Annotated in this window: 23 protein-coding genes; 14 read left to right on the top strand and 9 right to left on the bottom strand. The window is 58.4% G+C overall.

Annotation, left to right across the window (positions count from 1 at the left end; genetic code table 11):
• The first annotated feature begins 130 nt into the window (after positions 1-130).
• The 3 genes from rho to ACZ1GS_RS17165 are packed head-to-tail and all read left to right on the top strand — an operon-like array spanning position 131 to position 2,426.
• Entirely contained in the window at positions 131-1,387 is a 1,257-nt protein-coding gene (rho, locus tag ACZ1GS_RS17155) for a transcription termination factor Rho (RefSeq protein WP_472696374.1), read from the top strand.
• A 17-nt stretch (positions 1,388-1,404) separates the two neighbouring features.
• Entirely contained in the window at positions 1,405-1,701 is a 297-nt protein-coding gene (locus ACZ1GS_RS17160; RefSeq protein WP_472696375.1) for an antibiotic biosynthesis monooxygenase family protein, read from the top strand.
• A complete protein-coding gene (locus ACZ1GS_RS17165) occupies positions 1,698-2,426 on the top strand; it encodes a TerC family protein (protein WP_472696376.1) in 729 nt (242 codons plus the stop codon). The genes ACZ1GS_RS17160 and ACZ1GS_RS17165 overlap by 4 nt, the downstream gene beginning before the upstream one ends.
• Positions 2,427-2,466: 40 nt before the next feature.
• Here the strand turns inward: ACZ1GS_RS17165 and ACZ1GS_RS17170 are convergent, their stop codons facing one another.
• Positions 2,467-2,868, bottom strand: a complete 402-nt coding sequence (locus ACZ1GS_RS17170) for a nuclear transport factor 2-like protein (protein WP_472696377.1) — start codon at positions 2,866-2,868, stop codon at positions 2,467-2,469.
• Positions 2,865-3,563: a dienelactone hydrolase family protein gene (locus ACZ1GS_RS17175; protein ID WP_472696378.1), complete on the bottom strand. Its 699-nt coding sequence runs from the start codon at positions 3,561-3,563 to the stop codon at positions 2,865-2,867. The genes ACZ1GS_RS17170 and ACZ1GS_RS17175 overlap by 4 nt, the downstream gene beginning before the upstream one ends.
• A gap of 131 nt (positions 3,564-3,694) precedes the next feature.
• Between ACZ1GS_RS17175 and ACZ1GS_RS17180 the strand changes: the two genes are divergently transcribed.
• From ACZ1GS_RS17180 to ACZ1GS_RS17225, 10 genes are all read left to right on the top strand, one after another.
• Positions 3,695-3,964 (top strand): DUF6489 family protein, encoded by a 270-nt coding sequence (locus ACZ1GS_RS17180; RefSeq protein ID WP_472696379.1) that lies wholly within the window; start codon positions 3,695-3,697, stop codon positions 3,962-3,964.
• A 20-nt stretch (positions 3,965-3,984) separates the two neighbouring features.
• A complete protein-coding gene (gene mnmE / locus ACZ1GS_RS17185; protein WP_472696380.1) occupies positions 3,985-5,280 on the top strand; it encodes a tRNA uridine-5-carboxymethylaminomethyl(34) synthesis GTPase MnmE in 1,296 nt (431 codons plus the stop codon).
• A gap of 81 nt (positions 5,281-5,361) precedes the next feature.
• Complete coding sequence (gene mnmG / locus ACZ1GS_RS17190; protein WP_472696381.1) at positions 5,362-7,227, top strand: tRNA uridine-5-carboxymethylaminomethyl(34) synthesis enzyme MnmG; 1,866 nt, start codon at positions 5,362-5,364, stop codon at positions 7,225-7,227.
• Positions 7,224-7,841, top strand: coding sequence for a 16S rRNA (guanine(527)-N(7))-methyltransferase RsmG (gene rsmG, locus ACZ1GS_RS17195; RefSeq protein WP_472696382.1), 618 nt, complete (start codon positions 7,224-7,226; stop codon positions 7,839-7,841). The genes mnmG and rsmG overlap by 4 nt, the downstream gene beginning before the upstream one ends.
• Positions 7,842-7,882: 41 nt before the next feature.
• Positions 7,883-8,665, top strand: a complete 783-nt coding sequence (locus ACZ1GS_RS17200; RefSeq protein WP_472696383.1) for a ParA family protein — start codon at positions 7,883-7,885, stop codon at positions 8,663-8,665.
• Positions 8,665-9,621, top strand: a complete 957-nt coding sequence (locus tag ACZ1GS_RS17205; RefSeq protein ID WP_472696384.1) for a ParB/RepB/Spo0J family partition protein — start codon at positions 8,665-8,667, stop codon at positions 9,619-9,621. Before ACZ1GS_RS17200 ends, ACZ1GS_RS17205 begins: the two co-directional genes overlap by 1 nt.
• Positions 9,622-9,835: 214 nt before the next feature.
• Positions 9,836-10,324, top strand: coding sequence for a DUF4402 domain-containing protein (locus tag ACZ1GS_RS17210; protein ID WP_472696385.1), 489 nt, complete (start codon positions 9,836-9,838; stop codon positions 10,322-10,324).
• A gap of 255 nt (positions 10,325-10,579) precedes the next feature.
• Complete coding sequence (locus ACZ1GS_RS17215; protein ID WP_472696386.1) at positions 10,580-11,425, top strand: fimbrial biogenesis chaperone; 846 nt, start codon at positions 10,580-10,582, stop codon at positions 11,423-11,425.
• Between the two features lie 58 nt (positions 11,426-11,483).
• Positions 11,484-14,249: an MSCRAMM family protein gene (locus tag ACZ1GS_RS17220; protein WP_472696387.1), complete on the top strand. Its 2,766-nt coding sequence runs from the start codon at positions 11,484-11,486 to the stop codon at positions 14,247-14,249.
• 77 nt (positions 14,250-14,326) lie between these two features.
• Positions 14,327-15,217 (top strand): alpha/beta fold hydrolase, encoded by an 891-nt coding sequence (locus tag ACZ1GS_RS17225; RefSeq protein ID WP_472696388.1) that lies wholly within the window; start codon positions 14,327-14,329, stop codon positions 15,215-15,217.
• Between the two features lie 5 nt (positions 15,218-15,222).
• On the opposite strand, the gene ACZ1GS_RS17230 is transcribed toward ACZ1GS_RS17225, so the two are convergent.
• Positions 15,223-16,182 carry a diacylglycerol/lipid kinase family protein gene (locus ACZ1GS_RS17230; RefSeq protein ID WP_472696389.1) on the bottom strand — a complete coding sequence of 320 codons (960 nt, stop codon included), beginning with the start codon at positions 16,180-16,182 and terminating at the stop codon, positions 15,223-15,225.
• Between the two features lie 58 nt (positions 16,183-16,240).
• Between ACZ1GS_RS17230 and ACZ1GS_RS17235 the strand changes: the two genes are divergently transcribed.
• The gene (locus ACZ1GS_RS17235; RefSeq protein ID WP_472696390.1) at positions 16,241-17,332 is read left to right on the top strand and encodes an NAD(P)/FAD-dependent oxidoreductase; all 1,092 of its coding nucleotides are present in this window, start codon (positions 16,241-16,243) and stop codon (positions 17,330-17,332) included.
• Positions 17,333-17,365: 33 nt separating this feature from the next.
• On the opposite strand, the gene ACZ1GS_RS17240 is transcribed toward ACZ1GS_RS17235, so the two are convergent.
• The 6 genes from ACZ1GS_RS17240 to ACZ1GS_RS17265 all read right to left on the bottom strand — a co-directional run bounded on the left by ACZ1GS_RS17240 (position 17,366) and on the right by ACZ1GS_RS17265 (position 25,840).
• On the bottom strand, positions 17,366-19,003 hold the full coding sequence (locus tag ACZ1GS_RS17240) for an acyl-CoA synthetase (RefSeq protein ID WP_472696391.1): 1,638 nt from the start codon (positions 19,001-19,003) through the stop codon (positions 17,366-17,368).
• 73 nt (positions 19,004-19,076) lie between these two features.
• Positions 19,077-19,880: a TIGR03084 family metal-binding protein gene (locus tag ACZ1GS_RS17245; RefSeq protein ID WP_472696392.1), complete on the bottom strand. Its 804-nt coding sequence runs from the start codon at positions 19,878-19,880 to the stop codon at positions 19,077-19,079.
• 7 nt (positions 19,881-19,887) lie between these two features.
• On the bottom strand, positions 19,888-21,045 hold the full coding sequence (locus ACZ1GS_RS17250) for a CaiB/BaiF CoA transferase family protein (protein WP_472696393.1): 1,158 nt from the start codon (positions 21,043-21,045) through the stop codon (positions 19,888-19,890).
• A gap of 15 nt (positions 21,046-21,060) precedes the next feature.
• Complete coding sequence (locus ACZ1GS_RS17255) at positions 21,061-22,206, bottom strand: NAD(P)H-dependent flavin oxidoreductase (protein ID WP_472696394.1); 1,146 nt, start codon at positions 22,204-22,206, stop codon at positions 21,061-21,063.
• Between the two features lie 138 nt (positions 22,207-22,344).
• Positions 22,345-24,534 carry a 3-hydroxyacyl-CoA dehydrogenase NAD-binding domain-containing protein gene (locus tag ACZ1GS_RS17260; RefSeq protein ID WP_472696395.1) on the bottom strand — a complete coding sequence of 730 codons (2,190 nt, stop codon included), beginning with the start codon at positions 24,532-24,534 and terminating at the stop codon, positions 22,345-22,347.
• A 91-nt stretch (positions 24,535-24,625) separates the two neighbouring features.
• Positions 24,626-25,840: an acetyl-CoA C-acetyltransferase gene (locus tag ACZ1GS_RS17265; protein WP_472696396.1), complete on the bottom strand. Its 1,215-nt coding sequence runs from the start codon at positions 25,838-25,840 to the stop codon at positions 24,626-24,628.
• Positions 25,841-25,900 lie beyond the last annotated feature (60 nt).

A 25,900-nucleotide genomic window follows, 5' to 3' on the forward strand; every position in this document is an offset into this window, starting at 1 on the left:
TGGCAGGGCAACAGCGTAATTGAACGCCAAAGCCCGTCCGGGCGAAATTTCATGTGAACATTTGACGGCGCACACGCCGCGCACATGCAAAAACAAAATATAACTTCCTGACATTTTTGGATAAAATTCCATGCATTTAAAAGAATTAAAAGAAAAATCGCCTGCTGATCTGGTCTCCATGGCTGAAGAATTGGGCGTCGAGGGAGCCTCTACCCTGCGCAAACAGGATCTCATGTTCGCGATCCTCAAGGAACTGGCGGACAATGACGAACTGATCATGGGGCTGGGCACGATCGAAGTGCTGCCTGACGGGTTCGGTTTTCTGCGTTCGCCGGAAGCCAATTATCTCGCAGGTCCTGACGATATTTACGTGTCGCCCAATCAGGTTCGCAAATTCGGCCTTCGCACCGGCGATACGGTAGAGGGTGAAATTCGCGCGCCCCGCGATGGCGAGCGCTATTTTGCACTGACCAAGCTGACCGCGATCAATTTTGACGAACCGGATGCGGTGCGTCACCGGGTCAATTTCGATAACCTGACTCCGCTTTATCCGGACGAGAAGCTGAAACTCGACAGCCTCGACCCGACCGTGAAAGACAAGTCCGCGCGGGTGATCGATATTATCTCGCCACAGGGCAAAGGCCAGCGGGCGCTGATCGTGGCGCCACCACGGACCGGTAAAACCGTGCTGCTGCAAAATATCGCCAAGGCGATTACCGACAACCATCCGGAAGTCTATCTTTTGGTCCTGCTTATCGACGAGCGGCCGGAAGAAGTGACCGACATGCAGCGCTCGGTAAAGGGCGAGGTGATCAGTTCAACCTTCGATGAACCCGCCACCCGCCACGTGCAAGTTGCTGAAATGGTTATTGAAAAAGCCAAACGTTTGGTGGAGCACAAACATGATGTGGTGATCCTGCTGGACTCGATCACGCGTCTTGGCCGGGCCTATAACACTGTTGTTCCGAGCTCCGGCAAGGTGCTGACCGGTGGTGTCGATGCCAATGCGTTGCAACGCCCGAAACGCTTTTTCGGCGCGGCGCGTAATATTGAGGAAGGCGGGTCGCTATCGATCATTGCAACCGCGCTGATCGACACCGGCAGTCGCATGGACGAGGTTATTTTCGAGGAATTCAAGGGCACCGGCAACTCGGAAATTGTGCTCGACCGGAAAGTCTCCGACAAGCGCATTTTCCCATCGCTCGATGTTGGCAAGTCCGGCACGCGCAAAGAGGAATTGCTGGTCGAGGACGAGAAGCTCAAGAAAATGTGGGTGCTGCGCCGGATCCTCATGCAAATGGGCACAATCGATGCGATGGAATTCCTACTCGACAAGATGAAGGATTCGAAGACCAACGACGATTTCTTCGACAGCATGAACCAGTAAGCCTGTAGCTGGCTGGAATGATTGTCGAACAGGCCTTGTTGCAGGTGAAACCGGGCCGTTCGGACGCGTTTCGCCAGGCGATGGCTGAAGCCCGGCCAGTGATTGCACGACAATCCGGTTTTCAATCGCTGGCGGTCCATCCAGCGATTGACCATCCCGATCACTATCTGTTGCTGGTCGTCTGGGACACGGTGGAAGCCCATCGCGACGGCTTTCGGCAGTCGGCCGATTATCAGCAATGGCGCGACTTGCTCCATGAATTTTATGATCCTATGCCCCAAATCAGCTATTTTGGACCGTCCTTATTCTCATGATTGATCTTCTTACTATCCTGTCTGCCGCAGCCCCGACCGGGTTGGGATCGCCGTCCGAAATATGGGCCGCGATTCTGCATGATTTTAGCAATATCGGGTCACCGGAAGCCCTGGCCGCTTTTGGACAAGTCATTCTGATCGATCTGGTTTTTGCGGCAGACAATGCGATTGTTGTCGGCGCGCTCGCTGGCGGCTTGCCGGCGGATCAACGCCGCAAGGTGATCCTGATCGGGATCGGGGCGGCGCTGGTGTTGCGGATCCTGTTCGCGCTGATCGTCGTGCAATTGCTGCAGATTGTCGGACTGGTTCTGGCCGGCGGTTTGCTCTTGCTCTGGGTCGCCTGGAATTTTTACCGCGAGATTTTCCACGAAGGCGAATCCGAGGGATCGCCGGAGATTGCCGGAGACGAACATAGCGGCGTAAAATCGCAGAAAACCTTCTGGGGTGCCGTCTGGGCGGTCACTGCGGCCGATGTCTCGATGAGCCTCGACAATGTCCTTGGCGTGGCCGGGGCTGCCCGCGAGCATCCGGGAATCCTGGTGGTGGGGCTGCTGCTGTCGGTGGCGCTGATGGGCCTGGCGGCAAACGTCATCGCAAAATATATCGAACGGTATAAGTGGATCGCCTATCTTGGCCTGGCGGTGATCGTCTATGTGGCTGGCAAAATGATCTATTCCGGCTGGTTTGGGGATGAACAGACAATCGGGGTCTGGACGCTATTTTAGCGTAATATTATAATGGGTTAAGCTGTAATTCAGGAGGGTACTAACCCTTCATTTTCTCCAGCATCTTGCCCATTTCATCCCACACTTTGTTCATTGCTTTCATCGGCCGGATCATCACCTTGAAGTCCTGAATCAGACCGTCGTCATTCCATGCGATAATATCGACACCGTTGACATGGATATCATCGAGCTGGAGCTCAAATTCGAGCATCGCCATATTGGCCTTGTCGTCGACAATCTCCCGGACATAGCGGAAGCTATCATTGCCGAGCACATTATCGGCGGCGGTGAGATAGGCCATGACCAGCGGTTTGCCCGCTTGCGGGGTGTGGACGACGGGCGAATGGAAAACCGCGTCATCAGCCAGCTGGGCGCTCAGCTCTTCGTGGCTCTTGGTTTCCATACGGGCATGCCAGACCTTCAGATTTTCTTGCGCGGTCATGCGAGATTCTCCTCGAAAAAGGCCGCTGTTCGTTGATCGGCCAGCGTCGCTGCGGCTTCGTCGCGGCGTTTGCCAAATTCGGTCGCAAAGCCGTGATCGAGACCCTCATAATCGTGCAAATGGACCTTGGGATGGTCATCAAGACCGTCATGCATGGCCTTTTGGGTGTTGGCGTCGACAAAACCGTCTGCGGTTGGAATGTGCAGCATCACGGGATGGGCAATGGCGTTTTTCTCGCCGAGCAAGCCGTCAATGCCGACACCATAATAGCCCACCGATGCATTCACGTCGGTGCGGGCCGCGGCCATGAAGGCAAGCCGGCCGCCGAGGCAATAGCCGACACAGCCGACCTTGCCGCCATTGGTTTCGGCGCGGGCGTAATGAATCGCTGCTTCAATATCTCTTATCCCTTGATCCTGATCAAATTTACCCATTAATTCAAGCGCTTGATGAAATTCGTATTCAACATCGGGATCGAGCGACACACCCGGTTGCAACCGCCAGAACAGATCCGGCGCGACCGCAAGATAGCCTTCGGCCGCCAGCTTGTCGCATTTCCGCTTGATGCCATCATTGACGCCGAAAATTTCCTGAATCACGATAATCGCAGCGGTCGGAGCCTGATCCGGTCGCGCCACATAGCAATCAAAGGACTCGCTGCCGCTCAGGGTTTCCACGGATATATTTCCACTCATTGGGGGGCTCCTTCATATCATCCCTTGATTATTACCGGACAATATCCCCATATCCAGAGGAGGCAAGGTGAAACAACATCTGGCAGCGTAAGGGGGAAGCTTTGCGGTGGCAGCAGAAGAGGAATGATATCATGAAAGTAACCGTAGAACTGGACTGCACGCCGGAAGAAGCACGTCGGATGATGGGATTGCCCGATGTCGGAAAATTGAACGAGACCTATGTCAAGGAATTGTCCAAGTTTCTCCAGGGCGCGAGTTCGGTCGAACAGCTGCAGAATTTCACCAAGATAATTGCCCCGATGGGTGAAGCCGGTCTGAAGATGTTTTCCTCCTTTCTCGGCGGCGCGATGACCGGTGGGAATGGCAAGTCTTCGACCAAGAAAAAGATTGAAAAACAATAATTTAGTGTGAATTCCAGCGCATGTCCGCTCCTGATACGATTGTCGCATTGTCCAGTGGACAGCCACCAGCAGCGATTGCGATCGTGCGTATCAGCGGGCCGCGCGCCGGGGATGCGATCCGGCTGCTGAACGGCGCGTTGCCGAAGCCGCGGCGCGCCAGTCTGGCCAATTTGCATGACCCGGATAGCGGCGACCTGCTGGATAGCGCGTTACTGCTCTGGTTCCCGGGACCCAATACAGCGACTGGCGAAGATCTGGCTGAAATTCATTGCCATGGTGGTCGGGCGGTGGTGCGGGCGATCGAGCGCGCATTAATTGCGCAAGACGGCCTGCGCGAGGCGGAGCCTGGCGAATTCACCCGCCGGGCTTTTGCCCATGGCCGAATGGACCTGGCCGAGGCGGAGGGTCTGTCGGACCTGCTATTTGCCGAAACCGAATTGCAGCGTCAGGCCGCGATCCAAGTGGCTGGTGGCCGCTTGTCGCGCCAGATCGCCCAATGGCAGGCACAGATTTTGCGCCTGTCAGCAATTGTCGAAGCCGAACTGGATTTCTCTGACGAAGATGATGTGGTTCCAGCCAAGCTGGACGAGGTTCGCGGCATTGCCGCCGATCTGTGCGGGGAGGTCCAAGCCATTCTGGCGCGACCGCGGGCAGAAAAGCTGCGCGATGGCATCAGGATTGTGCTCGGCGGTCCACCCAATAGCGGCAAATCGACTTTGCTTAACGCAATGGTCGAGCGTGAAGCCGCTATCGTGTCCGCGACCGCCGGAACGACGCGCGATGTGATCGAGGTCCCGGTGGCAATTAACGGCATTCCCTTTGTGTTTGTCGACACTGCCGGCGTTCGTGATGAAGGGGCCGAGGAGATTGAACGGATTGGTATTGGTCGGGCGCGGAATCAGTTTGCGCAAGCGGACATGATTTTGTGGCTGGGCGCAGAAGGCGAGGGGCCAGACCATCCCCATGTGCTGGAAATTGCGTCCCGGCTGGATCATCCCGACCATCAACCGAAGAGCGGAGCGGCTCTGACCCTGTCGCCGACGACCGGAGAGGGGATGGAGACCTTGACGGCTTTGCTGGTAGAGCGTGCACGGACGATCCTGCCGCGCGCTGATGAAACCAGTGTCAACGAACGACAAGCCGGTCATTTGAAGGCCGCGCTGGCGCAATTGGATGCTGTCGGTGAAACAGATGATTATCTGATTATCGCCGAGCAATTGCGTTTGACGCGCGCGGCGCTCGATGCGTTAACCGGAACCGCGAGTACGGAGGATATGCTCGACAGCCTGTTTGGAAAATTCTGTATCGGCAAATGATCGACAGATGTTTCACGTGGAACAGCCGAATCGATGCCGGATCATTTTGACCTCGACCGGGGGTTGCGGTATGGGCGCGGCATGACTCAAGATTTTGATCTGATAGTTGTGGGCGGCGGCCATGCCGGCTGCGAGGCGGCTGCGGTTGCGGCACGGATGGGCGTGCGCACGGCACTGGTGAGTTTCACCAAAGATGGCATTGGCGCAATGTCCTGCAATCCCGCGATTGGCGGGCTGGGCAAGGGCCATCTCGTCCGCGAAGTCGACGCTTTTGATGGATTGATCGGCCGCGCGGCCGACGCTGCGGCGATTCACTATCGCATGCTGAATCTGTCCAAGGGTGCAGCAGTGCAAGGGCCGCGGGTGCAGGCGGATCGCAAGCTGTATAAAGCAGCGATCCACGAGATGCTCGACGCACAGAAGAATTTGTCGATTGTCGAAGGCGAAGTCGCTTCGCTGGTTATCGTCGATCGGTCGGTGCGCGGAATCCGAATGGTCGATGACACCATAATATCAGCAGCGGCGGTTGTTCTGGCCACCGGGACATTTCTCAATGGCAAATTGTTTCGCGGGGAAGAGGCGGTGGCTGGCGGCCGCACCGGGGAAGCCAGTGCGGTTTCGCTCGGCCAGCAAATTCGTGATGCTGGCTTGCCGATCGCCCGCCTGAAAACAGGGACACCACCTCGGATAGACGGGCGGACGATTGACTGGGCTGCTTTGCCTGAACAACCATCTGATGGTGGTACGTGGACGATGTCAGCCCTATCCGAGCGACGCACCGTCCCGCAGACTTTCTGTGCAGTGAGCCGGACCACTCCGGCAACCCATGATATTATTCGCGCCTCGCTCGACCGGTCACCGCTGTTTAGCGGGGCCATTGATGCGCAGGGGCCACGTTACTGTCCGTCAATCGAAGACAAGATTCACCGGTTTGCGGATCGCGATTCCCACCAGGTATTTCTCGAACCCGAGGGTCTTGATACGGCTCTGGTCTATCCCAATGGTATCAGCACCTCATTGCCAACCGATGTGCAGCTGGACTTTGTTCGTACGATGGAAGGTCTGTCGCAGGCTGAAATTGTCGTACCAGGTTATGCGGTGGAATATGATCATATTGATCCGCGCGCGCTGGATCGTAACTTGATGGTCCGGGATCTTGAGGGTCTCTACTGTGCGGGGCAGATTAATGGCACGACCGGTTATGAAGAAGCGGCGGCTCAGGGCCTGATCGCTGGGATGGGCGCGGCCTGTGCAATACAGAGACGGGCTGCCCCGGAGCTCGATCGCGGTACCAGCTATATGGCGGTGATGATCGATGATCTGATCCTGCAAGGGGTAACCGAGCCCTATCGGATGCTGACGGCCCGGGCGGAATATCGTCTGCGTCTGAGAGCCGACAATGCGACCACAAGGCTGTCGCCGGTGGCGCAACAATGGGGCTGCCTCGGCGAAAAGCGCAGCCGATGGTTTACCCAGCGCGACGCGGATCGGTCTGCGCTGTTGCAACAATTGCAGACCGTCTCTTCAAGCGAAACACTGGCTGATGCGGGGATCAATGTCCGTCGCGACGGGACCAAGCAATCTCTGTTTGACTGGCTGCGCTTTCCCAACATTGCCATTGCTGATCTGCAGTCTGTGGATCCCAGCTTTGCGGACTATGATGCCGACATCGTGGCCGAGATTGAAGAGGATGCGCGCTATGCGCCTTATCTCGAACGCCAGGAATCGGAGCTCCGCGAATTGCGAGCGAATGAGAAGATCGCTCTGGGTGACGCGATTGATTATGCCGCGATAGCCGGTCTGTCGAACGAGATGGTCGAACGGCTCAATAGCGCGCGTCCGGAATCGCTGGCGGCAGCGGCGCGGGTGCGCGGGGTGACACCGGCTGCCCTGGCGGCAATACTGGTCCATGCGCGGCGCCTCGGAACCGGGACCATCGCTGCGTGACGGAAGAAGAAGCGCAAACATGGTTGCGCAGCCACTGCGATGTTTCGCGTGAAACATGGGCCCAGCTGGAGCTTTTTCTGGCGCTGCTGGCCGAAGAGATGCAACGGCAGAATCTGATCTCGCGCGCCAGCGCGGACCATATCTGGGCCCGCCATGTTGTCGATAGCGCCCAGCTTCTTTTGCACGCCCCCAAGGAGCAGCAGGACAAGGTCTGGCTGGACCTGGGAACGGGTGCTGGCTTTCCCGGTATCGTGATTGCGATATTGAGTTCGTTCAAAGTCCATATGGTGGAATCGCGAAACCGCCGTGTAGAATTTCTGCAGTCGGTCGTGGAAAAAGCCGGCATTGCAGGGAATGCCGTGATATTTGGCGATCGCCTTGAAAAAATTCCGACGCTTCCTGTTGATGTGATCAGCGCGCGCGCCTTTGCTCCGCTCGACAGACTTTTGGCACTTTCGCACCGGTTTTCCACAGAAAAGACGGTTTGGCTCTTACCAAAAGGGAAAAATGCGGTAAGGGAGATGAAGAGCTTGCCGGCAGAAAAGCAAAAAATGTTTCACGTGGAACAGAGTTTGACCGATACCGATGCCGGAATTTTAATCGGATTGGGTTGAAACCCTGGTTTTGCGGTGATGATGCAAAGGGTCTTCGAATTATGATTCGGATAGCAATAGCCAATCAAAAGGGCGGTGTCGGCAAGACGACAACAGCTATCAACATGGCCACAGCCTTGGCCGCCAGTGGCTGGAAAGTCCTGTTAATTGACCTCGATCCCCAGGGCAATGCGTCGACCGGACTCGGCTTGAATCAGGCGGTTCGGGTGCATAGTAGCTATGATCTTCTGGTGTCGGAAACCCCGCTTAAGGACTGTGTTCTGACCACCCGCGTGCCTGGGCTTGATGTCGTGCCGGCCACGGTCGATCTGTCCGGTGCTGAAGTGGAGCTTGTCGAATTTGAGGAGCGCACCCATCGTCTGAAGCGGGCGATTGATGCCGGTGACGAAGGACAGTGGGATATTTGTCTGATCGATTGTCCGCCCTCTTTGGGATTGCTGACGCTCAATGCGATGGTGGCGGTGGAATCGCTGCTGGTTCCCTTGCAATGCGAGTTTTTCGCGCTTGAGGGGCTCAGTCAGCTGTTGCAAACCGTGGAACGTATTCGCGCTCGGTTTAATCGGGTGCTGTCGGTCATGGGCGTTGTATTGACCATGTATGATCGCCGCAATAAACTGACCGAGCAGGTATCGGATGACGTGCGGGCCTGCCTTGGGGATGTCGTCTTTGAAACCGTCATTCCGCGGAATGTCAGGCTTTCCGAGGCACCCAGCCATGGCTTGCCGGCGCTGATCTATGATCATCGCTGCAGCGGATCCGAGGCCTATATAAATCTGGCGCGGGAACTGATCTCCCGTCTGCCTGAGCGAAAGGTGGCGGCATAATGGCTGACAAGGATGAAACCCAGACGCCGAAAAAGGCCAGCAAGAAGCCGACGGGGCTGGGGCGTGGATTAAATTCGCTCTTTGGTGATATCCGCCGCGAAGAATCGATAGAAGAATCGCCGCCTGGAGATGGAGTGGTTAGCGGCGCAGATAGTCCGGTTGATGGTCTGCGTCTGGTCGCGATTTCTGATATTCGGCCGAATCCCGATCAGCCACGCCAGCATTTTGATACCGATGCGCTCGATGAACTGGCGGACAGCATGAAAGCCCGCGGCGTGATTCAGCCAATTGTCGTGCGGCCGCATGGCAAGAATTTTCAGATTGTCGCTGGCGAACGGCGCTGGCGCGCGGCCCAACGGGCGCGCTTGCACCAGATTCCGGCCATTGTCCGCAGCTTGAACGATGCGGAAACCCTTGAGATAGCGATTGTCGAGAATGTTCAGCGTCGGGACCTCAACGCGATTGAGGAAGCCGAGGCCTATGCCAAGCTGAAGGAAGATTTTGGCCATAGCCAGTCGAAACTGGCCGACCTGGTCGGAAAATCGCGGAGCCATATCGCGAATTTGATCCGTCTGCTGGAACTGCCGGAGCCCGTGCGGGCGTTGGTCAGCGATGACAAACTATCCATGGGCCATGCCCGCGCCCTCATCAATGCGCCTGAAAGCGAAGAGCTCGCTGAACGGATCGTCAAACAGGGGCTATCGGTGCGCGACACCGAGAAGCTCGTCCGCAAGGCCCTCGGCGGCCCGGGCCGCAAGACGGCGAAGCGCCGATCTGCGGTGACCGAGAACGATGCCGACATCCGGGCGGTCGAAAACCATCTCGGGGATCTGCTTGGATTGAAGGTGACGATTCAGACCCATGGGCAAGGGGGCGCGGGGTCGATGACGATAGACTATAGCAATCTCGACCAGCTCGATCTGATCTGCCAGCGCTTGACCGGTGAGCATATCTAGTTGCCGCCTGATCGAATGGCCCGCTAAAAACACTTATAAAACAATGTCTTAATATCTTAAGGCAAAATTAACTATGACTGGCAGCAAAACCTTATCCTTTCCCGTGGATAAGCATTTTTGAATGTTGGCATACCAGCAATGACCAGTGGGTTTGGTGATTGCGCTCGGGATGCTCTTTCGACTGTTAAGTAGTAATATATAGGGACCAGAACATATGTCTAAATTTATCAAAGCCGCTGTGGCTTCTTCCGTGCTTGTTGCGTCTGCAATGGGTGCCAATGCCGCTCACGCTGCGACCGCTTCTGCCGACGCACGGGCCAACATCCTGCAGCAGGTTACCGTGACCAACTCCACCGATCTTGACTTTGCAACGATCATTTCCGGCGCTTCTTCAGACACCGTTTCGGTCAGCTCCGCTGGTGCCGTGACCTGTGGCGCCGCTCTGGTCTGCTCGGGTACGACGACTGCAGCTGCTTTTGCTGTCTCCGGCACGACCGGTCAGACCGTAGACGTATCTTCGGATGCTACGGTTACGCTGAACAGCGGCGGCAACAACATGACCGCAACTCTGGCTCCTAGCGTCACCACCATCCTTCTGGACGGTACCGATGCCTTCACCGTTGGTGGTGTATTGACGGTTGGTGCTAACCAGCCTGATGGTGCTTATGCCGGTACGTTTGACGTTACCGTCAACTATCAGTGATAGCGATCCGGGTGGTCCCAGCGGCCATCTGACGACATAGCGGAAAGCCCGTCTGCAGCGTCGGTTGCAGGCGGGTTTTCTGCGTTTTGGCGATCCGTTGTGAAGTCATGACACCGAGTCGCATCCCTGGAAACCGGCCCAAATTTGCTATGGTTAGCGCTTTGGTAACCCTCTTTCGGCATAGTGTTTCCTGTGGGGATATGCGTGGACCAGCGCATTATCCGGAATGCGTATTAACCGGAGAAGACAATGATAATGAGTGCTGCAAAACGCCTGACCAGAAAGACCAGAAACTGGACGGGCCTTGCTCTTGGTATAATCGCCTTGGGATTGCCCGGAACAGCCGCCCAGGCCGCAGGCGATCTGCTCGTGGCGCCGACCCGGATCGTTCTGGACGGTCAGCGCGGTACCGAAGTAATTCTGAATAATATTGGTTCAGAAACAGCTACTTACCGGATCTCCCTCGAATTGCGCCGGATGACGCCCGAGGGCAAGCTCGATGAGGTCACCGACGAGGAAGCCAATGCCCAAGAGCAAGCCGCGAAAGCCATGATTCGTTATGCGCCGCGCCGCGTGACTCTGCCACCCAATCAACCGCAGGCCATTCGCCTGGGTATTCGCCCACCACGCGATCTGCCGGACGGTGAATATCGCGCCCATTTGCTGTTTCGCGCAATCCCCAAAGCGCAAGCGGTCACCGAACAGAGCAATCCGAATGGCGGCCTGACCATCGCGCTTACGCCCATTTATGGTGTAACCATTCCGGTTATCATTCGTCAGGGCAATTTGCAGGCCACCGCTGGCATTGCCAATGCGCGAGTCGAAACCGATGATAATGGCCAGGCGTTTGCCTTCGATCTTAGCCGGACCGGAGACCGATCAACCTATGGCGAGATCCGGGTCCTCAAACAGGGCCAATCCGAGCCGATTCTGGTCGCCCGGGGCATTGCCGTTTACCCCGAAGTCTCGCAGCGCTCGGTTGCTCTGCCGATCCCGCCGGAAATTGCCGCACAGCTGAAAGGCGCTCTGTCGGTGGAATATTATGAGCCCGACAATGTCGGCGGCGGCTTGATCACCAAGACTCAAATGGTTCTTAGATAAGACTGTTTAACAATAACTTGCTCTGACTTCACGCCGTTAAGAAGCCAGATATGACAAGATGACAGAACCAGAAAACATCATTTGTCAGCGCCTGAAAACGCTGACCCGGGCCGCGGGGATCATGCTGATCTCGGCGGCTTCGGCGTTTCTGGTGCCTGCCGCACAGGCGCAGACTTCGACGGCAGCGTCTGCGACCAGCTGGACGGCCAATGATGATGATGCCCTGCTGTTTGATTTGCGGTCCGGCAAATATCGCCTCGGTGACGGCATTCGCGGCTATCAGACCGATCGCGGTGTCTGCGTCGACTTTGCCGATGTGATCATGGCCTTTGATGTACCAATCCGGTTAGACAAAAAGTCGCGCCGCGCAACTGGCTGGGTGTTTGCCGAGCGTGAAAGCCTGGTGATCGACCGGGACAGTGCTACGGTACAAAAGGTGAACGACCGGAAAAAGCTGCAATCCCGGGACATTTACGACACGCCGGAAGGCTGGTGCGTCAACGTCGACAGCCTGTCGCGCTGGTTCGATATCGCGTTGCGCCCGGATCTGTCCAACGCGTTGCTGGTGATTGAATCCGACCGCAAGCTGCCGTTCCAGCAGGCGCTGGAGCGCAAGGAGCGCGCCGCCAAGATCCGGCCTCGCAAGAATTTCGATCTGTCCTCGCTGCCGCAATCGACCGAACCGTACAAGTTCTGGCGCACCCCTTCGGTCGATGTCGTGGTGTCCGCAGGTGGCTTGCGAGACCAGCGTTCCGGCCAGAAACTCGATGCCCGCTACGAGCTGTTTGCCTCTGGAGAGATTGGCAAGGCGTCGTTTGATGCGCGCCTGTCATCGGATGACAGTGCGATTCCCGAAAGTCTGCGGGTGCGGGCCTATCGGACGGATCCGAAGGGAGAGTTGCTCGGGCCGCTCAAGGCCACGCATTTCGCGCTGGGCGATATTTCGACCATTTCGACACCTCTGGTCTCGCAAAGCACGGTGGGCCGGGGCGCGCTGGTCACCAATCGGCCGGTAGACCGCCCGGACAGTTTTGATCGCACCAGTTTTCGCGGTGAATTGCCAGCCGGCTGGGACGCCGAACTGTATCGCAATGGCCAGCTGCTCGCCTTTGCCGATAATCGCGCCGATGGTCGCTACGAATTTATCGATATCCCGCTGCTTTACGGCCAAAACCGGTTTGAAGTGGTGCTTTACGGTCCGCAGGGCCAGATTCGTAGGGACGTCAAGGATGTGCCTGTCGGCCTGGACTCGATCCCGCCGCGGAAAACCTATTATTGGGCGGGTGGACAGCAAACCGGCAAGGATCTGATCAGTTTCAGCGATTTTGAACCGATCCGCCAGGCGGGCTGGCGCGGCGGTTTCGGCCTCGAGCGCGGCCTGAACGCCAAAACCGCGGTGTCGGCCTCCTTGTTCAGTCTGCAACTCGATGGAATTCGGCGCAATTATCTCGAAGCATCGGTACGCCGTGCGGTTGGCCCCACCCTGGTGGAGCTCACCGGGTCTTCCGATTTCGAAAATGGAACCGCTTTTCGCGGTCAGCTGCTCGGACGCCTGGGCAGCAGCTTCATCACCGCGGAATCGATATGGGCGCAAGGCGGATTTCGCTCGGACCGGATCGCCGAACGGGTGAATGGGCGCCACAGCATCTCGATCGATCATAATTTCAAGCTGGGCAGCAAGATCATGCCCTTCCATATTGACGCGCAATATGAAACCCGGACGGATGGCCGGCGATCGCTCGAAGTCACGGGCCGTACATCATTGAATTTAAGACGTTTTTCTCTAACCAGCGAGTTGAGTTGGGAAAAGCGGTTCAGCGATTTTGGTCCCGATCCGCCAGATCGGGCCGAGGCGCGGCTATTGGCCAATGGCCGGGTCGGAAAAGTCCGGTTGCGCGGCGAGGCAACCTATCAGGTTGCGCCCGAAAAACGTTTCCAAAGGGTTAATTTCACCGGCGAATGGCGCGCCGGGGACCGCGCTGACTGGCGCGCGGAATTGGGCTATGATGCCGAACTGGATCGCGGCCGGATTGGCATGGGCCTGATCCGGCGCTTTGACAGATTTTCACTGACGGCCAGCGCCGAAGCCGCCACCGATGGCTCGATCGCCGCGGGGCTGAATCTCGCCTTCAGTCTGGGACCCGATCCACGCAATGGAAAGATTCGCTTTTCTAACAATAAGTTAGCCAATAGCGGACAAGCGCTGGCGATCGTCTATCGGGACGAAAACCGCGATGGCAAACGCCAGCCGGACGAGGAAGTGGTGGAAAATGTCGAACTGACCGCCGGCCAGACCACTGCGCTGACGCCGACCGATGCCAGCGGACAGTCGATCATCGACAATCTCGAGCCGTTCCGGCCGGTGCTGATCGGCATTGACAGCAGCAGCCTGTCTGATCCCTATGTTCAGCCCGCGCTGCCGGGCATCGTGGTAACGCCGCGGCCAGGTATTGCGTCGACGGTCGAACTGCCACTGGTCAGCGCCGGAGAAGTCGAAGGCACGCTGATCCGCTCCGGTGGCACGCCACTGGCGGGTGTCGGGCTGGAATTGCTCGATAACAAGGGGCGCGTGGTGCGCAAGACGCAGAGCGAGTTTGACGGCTTTTTCCTCTTTGAAAGCGTGCCTTACGGGACATATGGCGTCCAGATCGAAGCGCTGTCGGCCCAGGTGATCAAGGTCTCGCCGACGCTGAATGTGGTGGCCGTGGTCAATGATGCCAATCAGGTTGCGAAGCTTGGCGCGCTTGTCGCTGCCAGCGATGCCGTAATGGCGCAGGCGGCGGAGGTGCCGACCGGTGCGCCACTCGGGTTTCCGGAGCCCTGATTCATCTTGTGCGCAAGGGCAGTCCTGCTAGGGTTTGAGCGATCCGATCAACCCTTTTCGCGCAACAGGTCCCTATCATGCAAGTCATCGCCAACGGCATTAATATTGAAATCGAAGATCATGGGGATGCCGAAAACCCGGCCATCCTGCTGGTCATGGGCTTCTCCGCCCAGCTGGTCTACTGGCCGCTCGATTTCGTCAACGGGCTAGTCGATAGCGGCTTTCGCGTCATCACCTTTGACAATCGCGATGTCGGTTTGTCGCACAAGTTTGACAATGCAGACGCGCCCGGGCCGCTGCGGCAGCTGTTCGCCAAGCGGTTCTTCCCCAGCCGGAAACTCGCCCCTTATGATCTCAGCGATATGGCGAAAGATGCGATTGGCGTGCTCGACGCGCTGAATATCGACAAGGCCCATATCGTCGGGGCGTCGATGGGCGGGATGATCGGGCAGCTGATCGCCGCAGACCATGCCGAACGGGTGCTGAGTTTCACGCCGGTCATGTCATCAACCAACGGCCCCGGCTTGCCCGGCGCGGAACCGGCGGTGCGCAAGGCGCTGATCCGATCGGCCCGATCGCGCGCACGAACACCCGATGAGGCCTTGGTCAACGGCATGGCCTTCTCGACAATTATCGCATCGGAAGAAGGCCGCAACCGGCAGGAAGAACGCAAGGCCTTGCTGCAAACCGCGCTTGACCGCTGTTTCTATCCCCCCGGGCCACGCCGCCACATGGCGGCGATTATCGAGACTGGCGATCTGCGGGCGGTGGCCCGACGAATTGCGGTGCCGACGATGGTGATCCACGGTGTCGAAGACCCGCTTATTCCGCATCCGTGCGGCGCCGATATTGCGGCCAATGTCAATGAGGCCCGTCTCGAGCTGGTCGAAGGCATGGGGCATGACCTGCCACCAAGTAAATTACCGCTGATGGTGGAAATGATCGCGGCCCATTGCCGGGCGGCCTGACGGGTCTAATCGTCCACCGGCAGGCAGTAGCTGACCGTATAGCCGGACATGCTGATGCGGTTCGGTATTTCGTCGACTGTGTCACCATCCACCTGAAATAATTCAATATTATTCGATCCGTCGAGGGAATCGATCGTCAGGGAATCGGCGCGTGTCTGTTCAACAAAGGGCAGGGCCGCCGGGTCTTTGCGCCGCGCCACGGCCAGCATGAATCGCAGATAGCGGCTTCGACTGGCCTGGGTCAGGCTGATCAGAATGAAATGATCGGATCCCAGCGCGGCATCCGGCGAGAGCGACCAGGAACCGGCAAATTGACGGCTTTTGAGAATATAAAAAGCCTCGCAGAGCTGCTGTTTTGACCCGCCGCTGCGGGTTTGCACCGTCAGCAGAAAACGGCGCCGTGGCCAGCGCCAGAAAAGGCGCAAAAAGGACAGGGCATAGGCAAATGCACCTGTTTTCCGTTTCAATGCGGGCGAGTGGCGCGCCACCGCTATGCCATCCGGGCCGGCGCTGAGGCAGGCGACGAACGGGCGATCGTCGCTGGTGACGACGGGTTCTTCAAACCGGCCTGCCGCACCCGCCAAATATCCCGACATGACCTGGCTGGCAAACCGTTCCGGATCTGCGGGATAGCCCAGTTCGCGAGCGACCAGATTCACCGTGCCCGACGGGAAGATGCAGAGCGGAACCGATGCCATGTCATCGGCCATCGCTGCGAGGACCAGCCGCAATGTGCCATCGCCGCCCGCGACGCAAATCAGGTTGCTGTCATGCGCGAGCGCCACCCGGCCGTCGGATTGGGTCTGGCTCTGAACGACCGTGGCACCGCAGGCTTCAAAGGCCTGGGCGAGGACATCCAGCCGCAAGGCATGGTGGGTCCCCGACGCCGGATTATGGATCAACTGCACGCGCATCGACAGGACATGGCGATATTCTGGCGGGCGCGTCAACGTCTTCTGTCGCAATTGCTGTTTCCATCCGGCTGTCAACCGCTTAGGTTCGCGGGAGAGCGGGGGGCAGGACATGCGCAAGACAATCACCATAATCGGCGGCGGATATGCCGGGACCATGCTGGCGCGGGCGCTGGACGACCATGGGTCGGTCACGCTGATCGAACCGCGCGACCGTTGGGTTCACAATGTCGCCCTGATCCGGGCGATGGCGCGACCGGAATTGCTGGACGAAATTGTCCTGCCTTATGATCGGTTGCTGAAACAGGGCAGGGTTATCCGGGACCGGGCAACCGCGATCCACGGGACCACCGTGACCCTGACCGATGGGACCGAAATGGCTGGCGACATGCTGATCGTCGCGACGGGTTCCAGCTATGCCGCGCCGTTTAAAATGCAGGGCGACGACAGCGCAGCCTTTCTGACCAAGGCCCGACGGGTCGCCACGCAAATCGGCAAAGCCAAGGCGCTGGCGATTGTCGGCGCGGGCGCTGTCGGGACGGAATTGGCGGGGGAAATTGCTTTTGCCCATCCGGAAAAGCAGGTGACCTTGCTGTCCGCGAGCGACCATTTGTTTCCGGACTATCCTCCCAAATTGGGCAAGGCGATTCAGCGCCAGCTGGGCGAGCTTGGGGTCAAGTTGCGGCTGGGCGAACGGATCAGGAAGCTCAAACGCACCGATCAACCTTATGTCCCGACCAGCGGAAAGTTGAAACTGGCGGACGGATTTCCGATCAGCGCCGATCTCGTGATTCCGGTGATCGGGGCACAGCCGGTCACTGATGTGATCCAGAGCTGTGATGGTGTCACGGTCAATGATCAAGGCAAAGTCACCGTGGATGACTGGCTGCGCCCGACCGACAATCCCGATCTGTTCGTTGTTGGCGATATGGCCGAGACCGGCGACAGCATGACAATTGTTGGATTGACTCGCCAGGTCGGCTGGCTGGGCAAGGCGATCAAGGCGCGCTTGCGCGGCAAAGCCATGACCGCCATCAGGCCTTACAAGCCCTGGCCTAAACCTCTGATATTGCTGCCTTTGGGCCCCGATAAAGGCGCCAGCGCTTTGCCTTTCGGGGTGACCGGCCCACTGCTGACATCAGCGATCAAGGGCAAGAAACTGTTCCTGCCTCGCTATTATCGCGAATTTGACTGGACCCCCTGAACGCAAAGCGCGGCCGGGTCCAGCTGTCTGGTATCAGGCCGGCTGCAGATCCAGCATTTTCAAGGCCATCGCCTTGGCGCTTTTATAGTCCGGTTTGCCATTGGCTGCGCGAGGCACGGTATCGACCGGCAGGAACGCGCGCGGTGTTTTATAGTCGGCCAGCTTGCCGCGGACATGCGCCTGCAGGGCGCTGTCATCAAGAGCACCATCCGCGAGCGACAGCACAGCAGTCACTTTCTCACCGAAACGATCATCCGGCACGCCGACCACCAAGCAGTCATAGACACTGTCATGGGTCTTCAGCGCTTCCTCGACCTCTTCCGGGAAAATCTTTTCGCCGCCGCTATTGATACAGACCGATCCGCGCCCAAGCAGGGTCACCGAGCCATCGGCTTCGACGGTCGCGAAATCGCCCGGAATGGAATAGCGGACGCCGTTAAACGTCTTGAACGTCGCAGCGCTTTTTTCCTCGTCCTTATAATAGCCCAGCGGGACCATTCCGCCGTTGCAGATCATCCCGATATCACCGGATCCCGGCTGAATTTCTTCGCCATCTTCGGTGAGAATCTTGGTGGTGTCGGCCATGTCGAAGCTGGCGGTCTTGTCGGCGTTCACATTTTCACGGGTCACCATGGACGCGCCCATGCTGCCTTCGGTCGAGCCCATGCTGTCGACAATCACCATTTCAATATGCTCGAGCAGGCCTTTCTTGACTTCGGAGGACCACATCACACCGGAAGAGCCCATCATCTGCAGCGCTGATAAATCATAGCTTTTGCCCGCTGCCTTGGCGTCGTTTAGTGCGGCCAGCATCGGTTTGGCAAACACGTCGCCGACAATGGTGAGGTCGGTGGCTTTTTCCTTTTCAGCGAGGTCCCACAGCGCCGCGGGATCAAAATGGCGATTATTGAACAGGATGACGCAGCCACCCAGCGCGTGGGGGATCATCGCGCCGATCCACATGCCGGTGCCGTGCATGATCGGGCAGGCCGGGATCGACCGGCTGGCGGCGCCCGCCGCGTGCAAGGCCTGGGTCAGCGGGCCAAAGCCGGCCGCGCCTTCGGGCAGGCTCATTTCGCGCATTTCAAAGCCCTTGGTGAACAAGGCGCTGGAAAAGGTCTTGTGATCATACATCACGCCCTTGGGCATCCCGGTCGTGCCGCCGGTATACAGCATGTAGAGATCGTCATCCGATCGCGGTATCACTGGCATCGGGCTGGCGGCGGCTACGGCGGTTTCATAGTCGACCGCGCCCTCCAGATGCTCCCCGGAACCGTCGGCAATTTCGAGGAACAGTTTCACATGCTCGAGCTGATCGCGGATCGCTGCAACCCGCGGCGCGAATTCGGCGTGGAAGACCAGAGCCTCGCTATCGCTATTATTGATCACATGGGTCAGCTCGGCTTCGAGATAGCGATAATTGACATTGACCGGGCAGATACGCGCTTTGAACGCCCCGAATTGTGCTTCCATATATTCCGCGCAATTATAGGCATAGATGGCGATCTTGGATCCCGCCTCCAAGCCGTGATCGGTCAGCACCTGCGCAACCCGCGCGGCGCGGTTTTCATATTCGGCCCAGCTATAGCGCTTGTCGCCATCGATCAGCGCCGGTTTTTCAGGAATCGCCTGGGCTATATTTTCCCAGATATCGGCCATGTGCCAGCTCATCAGATTCTCTCCTATTTTTTCTAGGAGCATAGCTGGATTCCGATGATCCGCAAGATAGACAGCTACTGAATTTTTACACGATTTCGATAGAACGCGTCCCTGGCGCGGGTGGTTTCTCGGCGCCGCCGGCAAAACATTGCGCGATCGCCATCCACCGAGTGGCATTGGGACCGGTCACTTTCAGACCGGTATCCGCAATATTGCGGGTCTGGGTGACGACTTGGCAAAATTCCTCTGCGAGGCCCTCGATCCGCTCGACATCGCTGGCATCGCCATAGTCCCAGCTTGCCCCGGACGGCGCTGTCAGCTTGAGATAGGGAACCGGCTCGGGCGCTTCCTCGCCATTGACCTTGAAGGTCCAGCCATAGGTGTTGAGTCCGATCATCACGATATTCCGGATGCGGTCCTGATTGGTGCGCTGAATCCCCAGCACGTCGTAAATCGCCTGGGCATGGGACCAGTTTTCCATCAGCCGCGCGGTGATCGATGACCGCACGCTCATCGACGGCCCGGCCCATTCGACACGCATGGCCGGATCGGCGGCACCAAATTCCGGAGCCATTTTCTGGTAGAAATCCCGCCAGGTGGCAACCAGCGGCTGGCCCGACAGACCGTCGAGATAGTCCGATTCAAAGAAGCGCATCGAGCTTTGCCCCTTCATGCCGGCCATGGCCTGCTTGAAAAAGCCGTGAAACTGCTCCGGTTCGGTCAGCGACCAGTAAGCGGCCATGTTCCAGATATGCAGGTGGCGGATGATGGCGTTGATCGTCCACTGCTTGAAGCCGGTTTCCTGTTCCATCTGTTCATCGGACAAATCCTTGACCAGCGCGTGGATCGCTTCGCTTTCATCGAGAAAATCCTGGGCCTGTTCCATCATGTTCGGTTCATTCCTTCTGTCCAATTTCCGCGAGGATCGCGTCGGTATGTTGTCCCAAAGCCGGGCTGGGGCCGGCGGGCGGCAATTTCTTTCCGTTGAGATAGGCGGGCGCGGCAACCATATCGATTGCGCCCAGGATCGGGTGATCCTGCTGCTCGAACGCAGCGATGGCCAACAGATGGTCGTGCGATTTGAGCTCTTCGAGCGACAGACATTGGGCGGCGGGCACATCCTGTGCGGTGAGGCCAGCGAGCATGTTTTCGGTATTGTGCCGCGGCTCTTCCGCCGCCACAACCGCCGCCAGTTCCGCCATATGCAGGCTGCGATTGGCCAGGCCTTTATATTTTTCTTCGCTTTTCAGGTCCGGCCGCCCGACCATGTCGAACACGGCGTCCCAATGCTCGTCGCTCATCGCGGCATAAGATATAGCGCCGTCGGTGGTCTTGAGCGGCAGCTGATAATAGTCGGCAAAGGGCGCGCCATGGGTCACGTCTTCATCCATCAGGGTGATATGCATGCCGCCGTCCGGCCACAGGAAGGCGAGGCAACTGGCCAGCATTGACAGGTCGATATGCTGGCCGTTGCCGTTGCGTTCCCGGGCAAATAGCGCAGCGGTAATCGCCTGGGCCGCGGTATAGGCGGTGACCTTGTCGCAGATCAGTGTTTTCATATAGGCAAAGCTGTCGGGATGGCCCTGGACCTTGGTAAAGCCGGCCATGGCCTGCATGACATGGTCATAAGCCGGGCGATCGGAGAGCGGCCCTTCGCGGCCAAAGCCGGTAATCGCGCAATAGATCAGGTCCGGCTTCTCGGCGCGCAGGGACGCGCTGTCGAGACCCAGACGCTGCATCACGCCGGGCCGATAATTGTGGATGACAACATCCGCATCGAGGCACAGCGCGCGGGCGGCGGCCACCCCGTCCGGATCCTTGAGGTCGAGCGTGATCGACCGTTTGGCGCGGTTGCAATTGTTGAACAGGCCCGAGATACCGGCTTTCTGGCTGCCCAGCCAGCGCATCGGATCGCCAATCCCCGGCGGTTCGACTTTGATCACATCGGCGCCTTGTTGGGCGAACATCATCGTCGCCAGCGAGGCGGTGATCATGGTCGAGAATTCGACAACCCTGATGCCTGAAAGCGGCTGTTCTGCGGTCGTTTCTGCCATGATATCTCCCGATTTTCAGCCTTCCAGCTGGCCTGCCAGCCGCTCATAGGCGGTGATAAAGTCTTCCTTGAATTCCTGCACCACCTGACCGGTCGAGAGCGGCTGGTTCATCAAACCGACGCCTTGCCCGACCCAATAGGTGGCGAGATCCTTGGCGCCCTGATTGTCGCCCTGGCTCAGCTTATCGATAGAGCGCAGCGGTGGTTCGGCAACTAGCGATTGTAGGGGCATGGGCAGGGGGGTCGGCGCACCTTCCGCTTCCCAGGCATCGGTCCACGGCGACCGCAATTGCCGGGACGGTTTGCCGGTGCGCGATCGCGCCCGCACCGTATCGCGCGAACTCGCCTGGAGCATTTTCTCTTTGACCACCGGATTGGTTTCCGCTTCCGCGGTGGTCAGCCAGACCGATCCGCACCACACGCCACTGGCGCCCATCGCCATAGCCGCCGCCATTTGCGCACCCGTGGCGATACCGCCGGCGGCGAGCACCGGGGTGTCGTCACCAATCGCCCGCAGCGCATTGCAGACTTCGGGGATCAGCACCATGGTGGCGACGTCGCCGGTATGGCCGCCCGCTTCGCCGCCGACCGCAATGATGATGTCGACGCCCGCGGCGACCTGCGCCATCGCGTGGTCCTTGGTGCCGACCAATGCGGCCACCGGAACGTCATGTTGGCGGCCCATGTCTGTCATCACCTGCGGCGGTACGCCCAGTGCATTGGCGATCAAGCCGATCGGATGCCGGAATGCGACGTCCAGAATCGCATCGGCGGTGCCGCCGCGGAGATTGTCGGTAAAGGCAACTTGCTCGCGGCGGATTTCTTCCTGACCGCTGGTTTCAACGCCATGACGTTTCATCAAGTCATTGGCAAACTGGATATGTTCCTCGGGAAGGCTGGCCAGCACCGCCTCTTCATCGAAGCGTTCGCCCTTGCCCTCGACCTTGTTCGGCACGATGATATCGAGGCCATAGGGCTTGCCGTCGACATGGTCATCGATCCAGCGCAATTCCTCCTCAAGCGTTTCGGGCGTACAGTTGACGCCGCCGAACACCCCCATGCCACCGGCCCTGGACACCGCAGCGACAACATCCCGGCAATGGCTGAACGCGACCAGCGGAAATTCGATACCGAGCATGTCGCAAATCGGGTTTTTCATCATCCTGTCCTCAAAGCTTGTTGTGATCTTGAAAACAGCTTGGGTGAAACGCCCGCCATTATCAACCCGATAAGCAAGGCGTGCGGGCAAAAAAAGGGGCCCCGCAAAGAGCCCCTTTTCTGTTCGGTTTGTCGCTATCGGCTAGGCGGCCTTGTAGAAGGTCTCGCCGGCATCGGCTTTTTCGCGGAAGCTCATCGGTGGCTTGAATCGCTCGCCATATTTCTGAGCCAGCATGTCAGCGGTGCGGACAAAATTGTCGACACCGATAGTATCGATATGGCTCATCGGACCGCCGGTCCAGGGCGCGAAGCCCCAGCCGAAAATGGCGCCGAGATCAGCGGACTGCGGATCGGACACAACGCCTTCGTGATAGCATTGGGCGGTTGCAATCAGCTGGATGTACATCAAACGCTGTTTGACTTCTTCCACCGTTGGCTGTTTCTCGGCGAGCGGGAAATGCTCTGCCAGGCCCGGCCATAATTTCTTCGAGCCATCGTCGGCATACTCGTAGAAACCGCCCCCGAAACGCCGTCCGCGCCGGTCGATCTTCTTGACCATCAATTCCATCAGATCCTCGGTTCCGCTGGGCACATAAGCATCGCCCATTTCTTCCTTGGTGGACGTCATGATATCATAGCCGAGCTGCAGGGTGGTTTCATCGACAATGGCCAGCGGGCCGATGGGCATGCCCATGGACACGGCCGCATTTTCGATCAGCGCAGGATTGACGCCTTCGGCAACCATCATGGTTGCTTCATTGGCATAAGGCGGGAACACCCGGTTGGTGTAGAAACCACGGACATCCTTGACAACAATCGGCGTCTTGCGAATGCGGGCATTGTAATCCAGCGCCACGGCCAAAGCCTTGTCGCCGGTTTCGGCACCCGGAATGATCTCGAGCAGCGGCATTTTCTCGACAGGCGAGAAAAAGTGCATGCCGATAAACTGATCGGGGCGTTCGCTATTCTTGGCAAGGCCGGTAATCGGCAATGTCGAGGTGTTCGATGCAAAGACCACATCCTTGCCGATGACCGCTTCGGTTTTCTTGATCACATCGGCTTTGACATCGGGCCGTTCGAACACCGCTTCGATGATCAGATCGACATCCTTGAGATCGTCATAATTATCGGTCGGTGTGATCCGCGCCATGAAAGCATCGGCTTTCTCTTGGGTCATCTTGCCGCGCTTCACGCCTTTGTCGACGATCTTCTGGCTGTAATCGATGGCCTTCTGTGCTTCGTCCATATTGCGGTCGAGCACGATGACATTCATGCCGCCCTTGGCCGTCACATGGGTGATGCCCGATCCCATCAGACCGGCGCCCAGCACACCGACGGTTTTCAATTCGGTTGGCGGCACGCCTTCGGGGCGCATCGCGCCTTTTTCGGCGGCCTGCTTGTTGACGAACAGGGTGCGGATCATGTTTTTCGACTGGGGTCCGCTGAGCAGCTTGGTGAAATATTTGCTCTCGACCCGCAATGCGGTATCGATCGGCAACATCGATCCTTCATAGAGACAGGACAGGATCGCCTTGACCGCTTCGTAATTGCCTTTGCTCTGCTTGAGCGCCATCGCTGAAGAGCCGAGGTAAAGGGGTACGGCGCGCGGGTCCATCGAACCGGCTCCGCCCGGGAATTTCCAGCCCTTCTTGTCCCATGGCGCCGACGCTTTCGGATTGGCTTTGACCCAGGCCTTGGCTTTGGCAATCACTTCGTCGGCCGGGACGACCTCATCGATGATTTTCTGGGCAAGCGCGGCTTGCGGGTTCATCGGCTGGCCCATCATGATCGCCATGCCGGCCGCTTGCAGACCGGCGAGGCGCGGAAGCCGCTGGGTGCCGCCGCCGCCGGGCAGCAATCCGACCTGGACTTCGGGCAGGCCGAGCTGGATCTTGGGATTGTCGGCACAGACCCGGTAATGACAGGCCAGTGCGAGCTCGAGGCCGCCTCCGAGCGCGAGACCGTTCAGGGCACAGGCGACGGGCTTGGCAAAGACTTTGCCCTTGAGCAGATCCTTGGCGCTGTGGCCGCCGGTTTCCATGCGGCGCAGTTCGCCGTTCAGGCCCCAGGCCTGGTCAAAGGCTTCCTTCATCGTCGTGGCTTTGGAGGAGCCGAGCATGTTCAGGTCGGCACCGGCGAGGAAACCGGACTTTTTGCCGGATGTAATCACCGCACCGGTGATCGCATCGTTGCTGATCAGTTCATCGACAAATTTGGGAAAGTCCGCCATCAACGCCTCGTTCCAGACATTCATCGTCTGGCCCGGGACATCGATGGTGACGAGGGCAATGCCATCGCTGTCAATCTCGACGGTGAGTGTTTCGTAAGTCATGTTTTATCTCCTGTACGCCCGCGCGGGGCGGGAGTCTCCTTGAGGTTAGCGCAACAGTTCCCCGCCTTTGCGGGGACACAATCCGGGTGTTCTAGTTCACCCGCTCAATGATGGTAGCGATGCCCATCCCGCCGCCGATGCACAGCGTCGACAGGGCGGTCTGCTTGTTCGAGCGCTCGAGCTCGTCCAGCACGGTGCCGAGGATCATCGCGCCAGTGGCCCCCAGCGGGTGACCCATGGCGATGGCGCCGCCATTGACGTTGATATCGCTATGATCGACATTCATCGCTTCCATGAAGCGCAGGACGACCGCCGCGAAGGCTTCGTTCAATTCCCACACGTCGATATCGCTGGCATCCATGCCCGCACGTTTCAGCGCTTTCTGGGCCGCAAATTCGGGGCCGGTCAGCATGATGGTCGGTTCTGAACCGATGGACGCCATGGAAACGATCCGGGCGCGGGGTTTCAGCCCATATTTGGAACCGGCTTCCTCGTTACCGATCAGCACCGCTGCGGCACCATCGACAATGCCCGAGCTGTTGCCGGCATGGTGGACATGGTTCATTTTCTCGACATCGGGATGCTTGAGGATCGCCACGTCATTAAAGCCCGGCATCTGCTCGCCCATCATCTGGAACGCAGGGTTCAGCGCGCCGAGCGACTGCATGTCGGTTTCGGGACGCATCAGTTCGTCATGATCGAGAACGGTCTCGCCAATGACATCCTTGATCGGCAGAATCGACTTGGCAAAGCGTTTTTCTTCCCAGCTTTTCCCGGCGCGCTTCTGGCTTTCGACCGCATAGGCGTCGACATCGTCGCGGCTATAGCCATATTTGGTGGCGATCAGATCGGCGGAAATGCCCTGCGGCACAAAATATTCCTGAAACACCAGGGACGGATCAGCCATGCCGCCCAACCCGTCGCTGCCCATCGGCACGCGCGACATGGATTCGACGCCGCCGCCAATCGCGAGATCGGCTTCGCCCGACTTGATCTTGCCCGCTGCGATATTCACCGCTTCGAGGCCGGAGCCGCAGAAGCGGTTGACCTGAATCGCCGAGGTGGTGTCGGCATAGCCGGCCTTGAGCGCCGCCATCCGGCTGATCACCGCGCCCTGTTCGCCAACCGGCGAGACACAACCATAGGCAATGTCTTCGACTTCGTGACCATCCAGTTCATTCCGATCATTAATCGATCCGAGCACTTGTGCGGCCAGGTCGAGAGCGGTGATTTCGTGCAGGCTGCCGTCGCTGCGGCCCTTGCCGCGCGGGCTGCGCACAGCGTCATAAATAAAGGCTTCGGTCATGCGATATTCCTCATTGTCGTGGTTCAGGGTGATTAACCGCATGATTAATGTTGCGTTGCA

The organism is Parasphingorhabdus sp. W113 (assembly GCF_055693205.1).

Bases quoted from the DNA above. Each gene is read 5' to 3' on its own strand.
- rho (WP_472696374.1), top strand. From the start codon at position 131: ATGCATTTAAAAGAATTAAAAGAAAAATCGCCTGCTGATCTGGTCTCC.
- ACZ1GS_RS17200 (WP_472696383.1), top strand. From the start codon at position 7,883: ATGATTCGGATAGCAATAGCCAATCAAAAGGGCGGTGTCGGCAAGACG.
- ACZ1GS_RS17220 (WP_472696387.1), top strand. From the start codon at position 11,484: ATGACAGAACCAGAAAACATCATTTGTCAGCGCCTGAAAACGCTGACC.
- ACZ1GS_RS17245 (WP_472696392.1), bottom strand. From the start codon at position 19,880: ATGATGGAACAGGCCCAGGATTTTCTCGATGAAAGCGAAGCGATCCAC.
- ACZ1GS_RS17165 (WP_472696376.1), top strand. From the start codon at position 1,698: ATGATTGATCTTCTTACTATCCTGTCTGCCGCAGCCCCGACCGGGTTG.
- mnmE (WP_472696380.1), top strand. From the start codon at position 3,985: ATGTCCGCTCCTGATACGATTGTCGCATTGTCCAGTGGACAGCCACCA.
- ACZ1GS_RS17265 (WP_472696396.1), bottom strand. From the start codon at position 25,840: ATGACCGAAGCCTTTATTTATGACGCTGTGCGCAGCCCGCGCGGCAAG.
- ACZ1GS_RS17235 (WP_472696390.1), top strand. From the start codon at position 16,241: ATGCGCAAGACAATCACCATAATCGGCGGCGGATATGCCGGGACCATG.
- ACZ1GS_RS17250 (WP_472696393.1), bottom strand. From the start codon at position 21,045: ATGGCAGAAACGACCGCAGAACAGCCGCTTTCAGGCATCAGGGTTGTC.
- ACZ1GS_RS17240 (WP_472696391.1), bottom strand. From the start codon at position 19,003: ATGAGCTGGCACATGGCCGATATCTGGGAAAATATAGCCCAGGCGATT.
- ACZ1GS_RS17225 (WP_472696388.1), top strand. From the start codon at position 14,327: ATGCAAGTCATCGCCAACGGCATTAATATTGAAATCGAAGATCATGGG.
- ACZ1GS_RS17210 (WP_472696385.1), top strand. From the start codon at position 9,836: ATGTCTAAATTTATCAAAGCCGCTGTGGCTTCTTCCGTGCTTGTTGCG.
- ACZ1GS_RS17215 (WP_472696386.1), top strand. From the start codon at position 10,580: ATGAGTGCTGCAAAACGCCTGACCAGAAAGACCAGAAACTGGACGGGC.
- mnmG (WP_472696381.1), top strand. From the start codon at position 5,362: ATGACTCAAGATTTTGATCTGATAGTTGTGGGCGGCGGCCATGCCGGC.
- ACZ1GS_RS17255 (WP_472696394.1), bottom strand. From the start codon at position 22,206: ATGATGAAAAACCCGATTTGCGACATGCTCGGTATCGAATTTCCGCTG.
- ACZ1GS_RS17160 (WP_472696375.1), top strand. From the start codon at position 1,405: ATGATTGTCGAACAGGCCTTGTTGCAGGTGAAACCGGGCCGTTCGGAC.
- ACZ1GS_RS17205 (WP_472696384.1), top strand. From the start codon at position 8,665: ATGGCTGACAAGGATGAAACCCAGACGCCGAAAAAGGCCAGCAAGAAG.
- ACZ1GS_RS17170 (WP_472696377.1), bottom strand. From the start codon at position 2,868: ATGACCGCGCAAGAAAATCTGAAGGTCTGGCATGCCCGTATGGAAACC.
- ACZ1GS_RS17175 (WP_472696378.1), bottom strand. From the start codon at position 3,563: ATGAGTGGAAATATATCCGTGGAAACCCTGAGCGGCAGCGAGTCCTTT.
- ACZ1GS_RS17260 (WP_472696395.1), bottom strand. From the start codon at position 24,534: ATGACTTACGAAACACTCACCGTCGAGATTGACAGCGATGGCATTGCC.
- ACZ1GS_RS17180 (WP_472696379.1), top strand. From the start codon at position 3,695: ATGAAAGTAACCGTAGAACTGGACTGCACGCCGGAAGAAGCACGTCGG.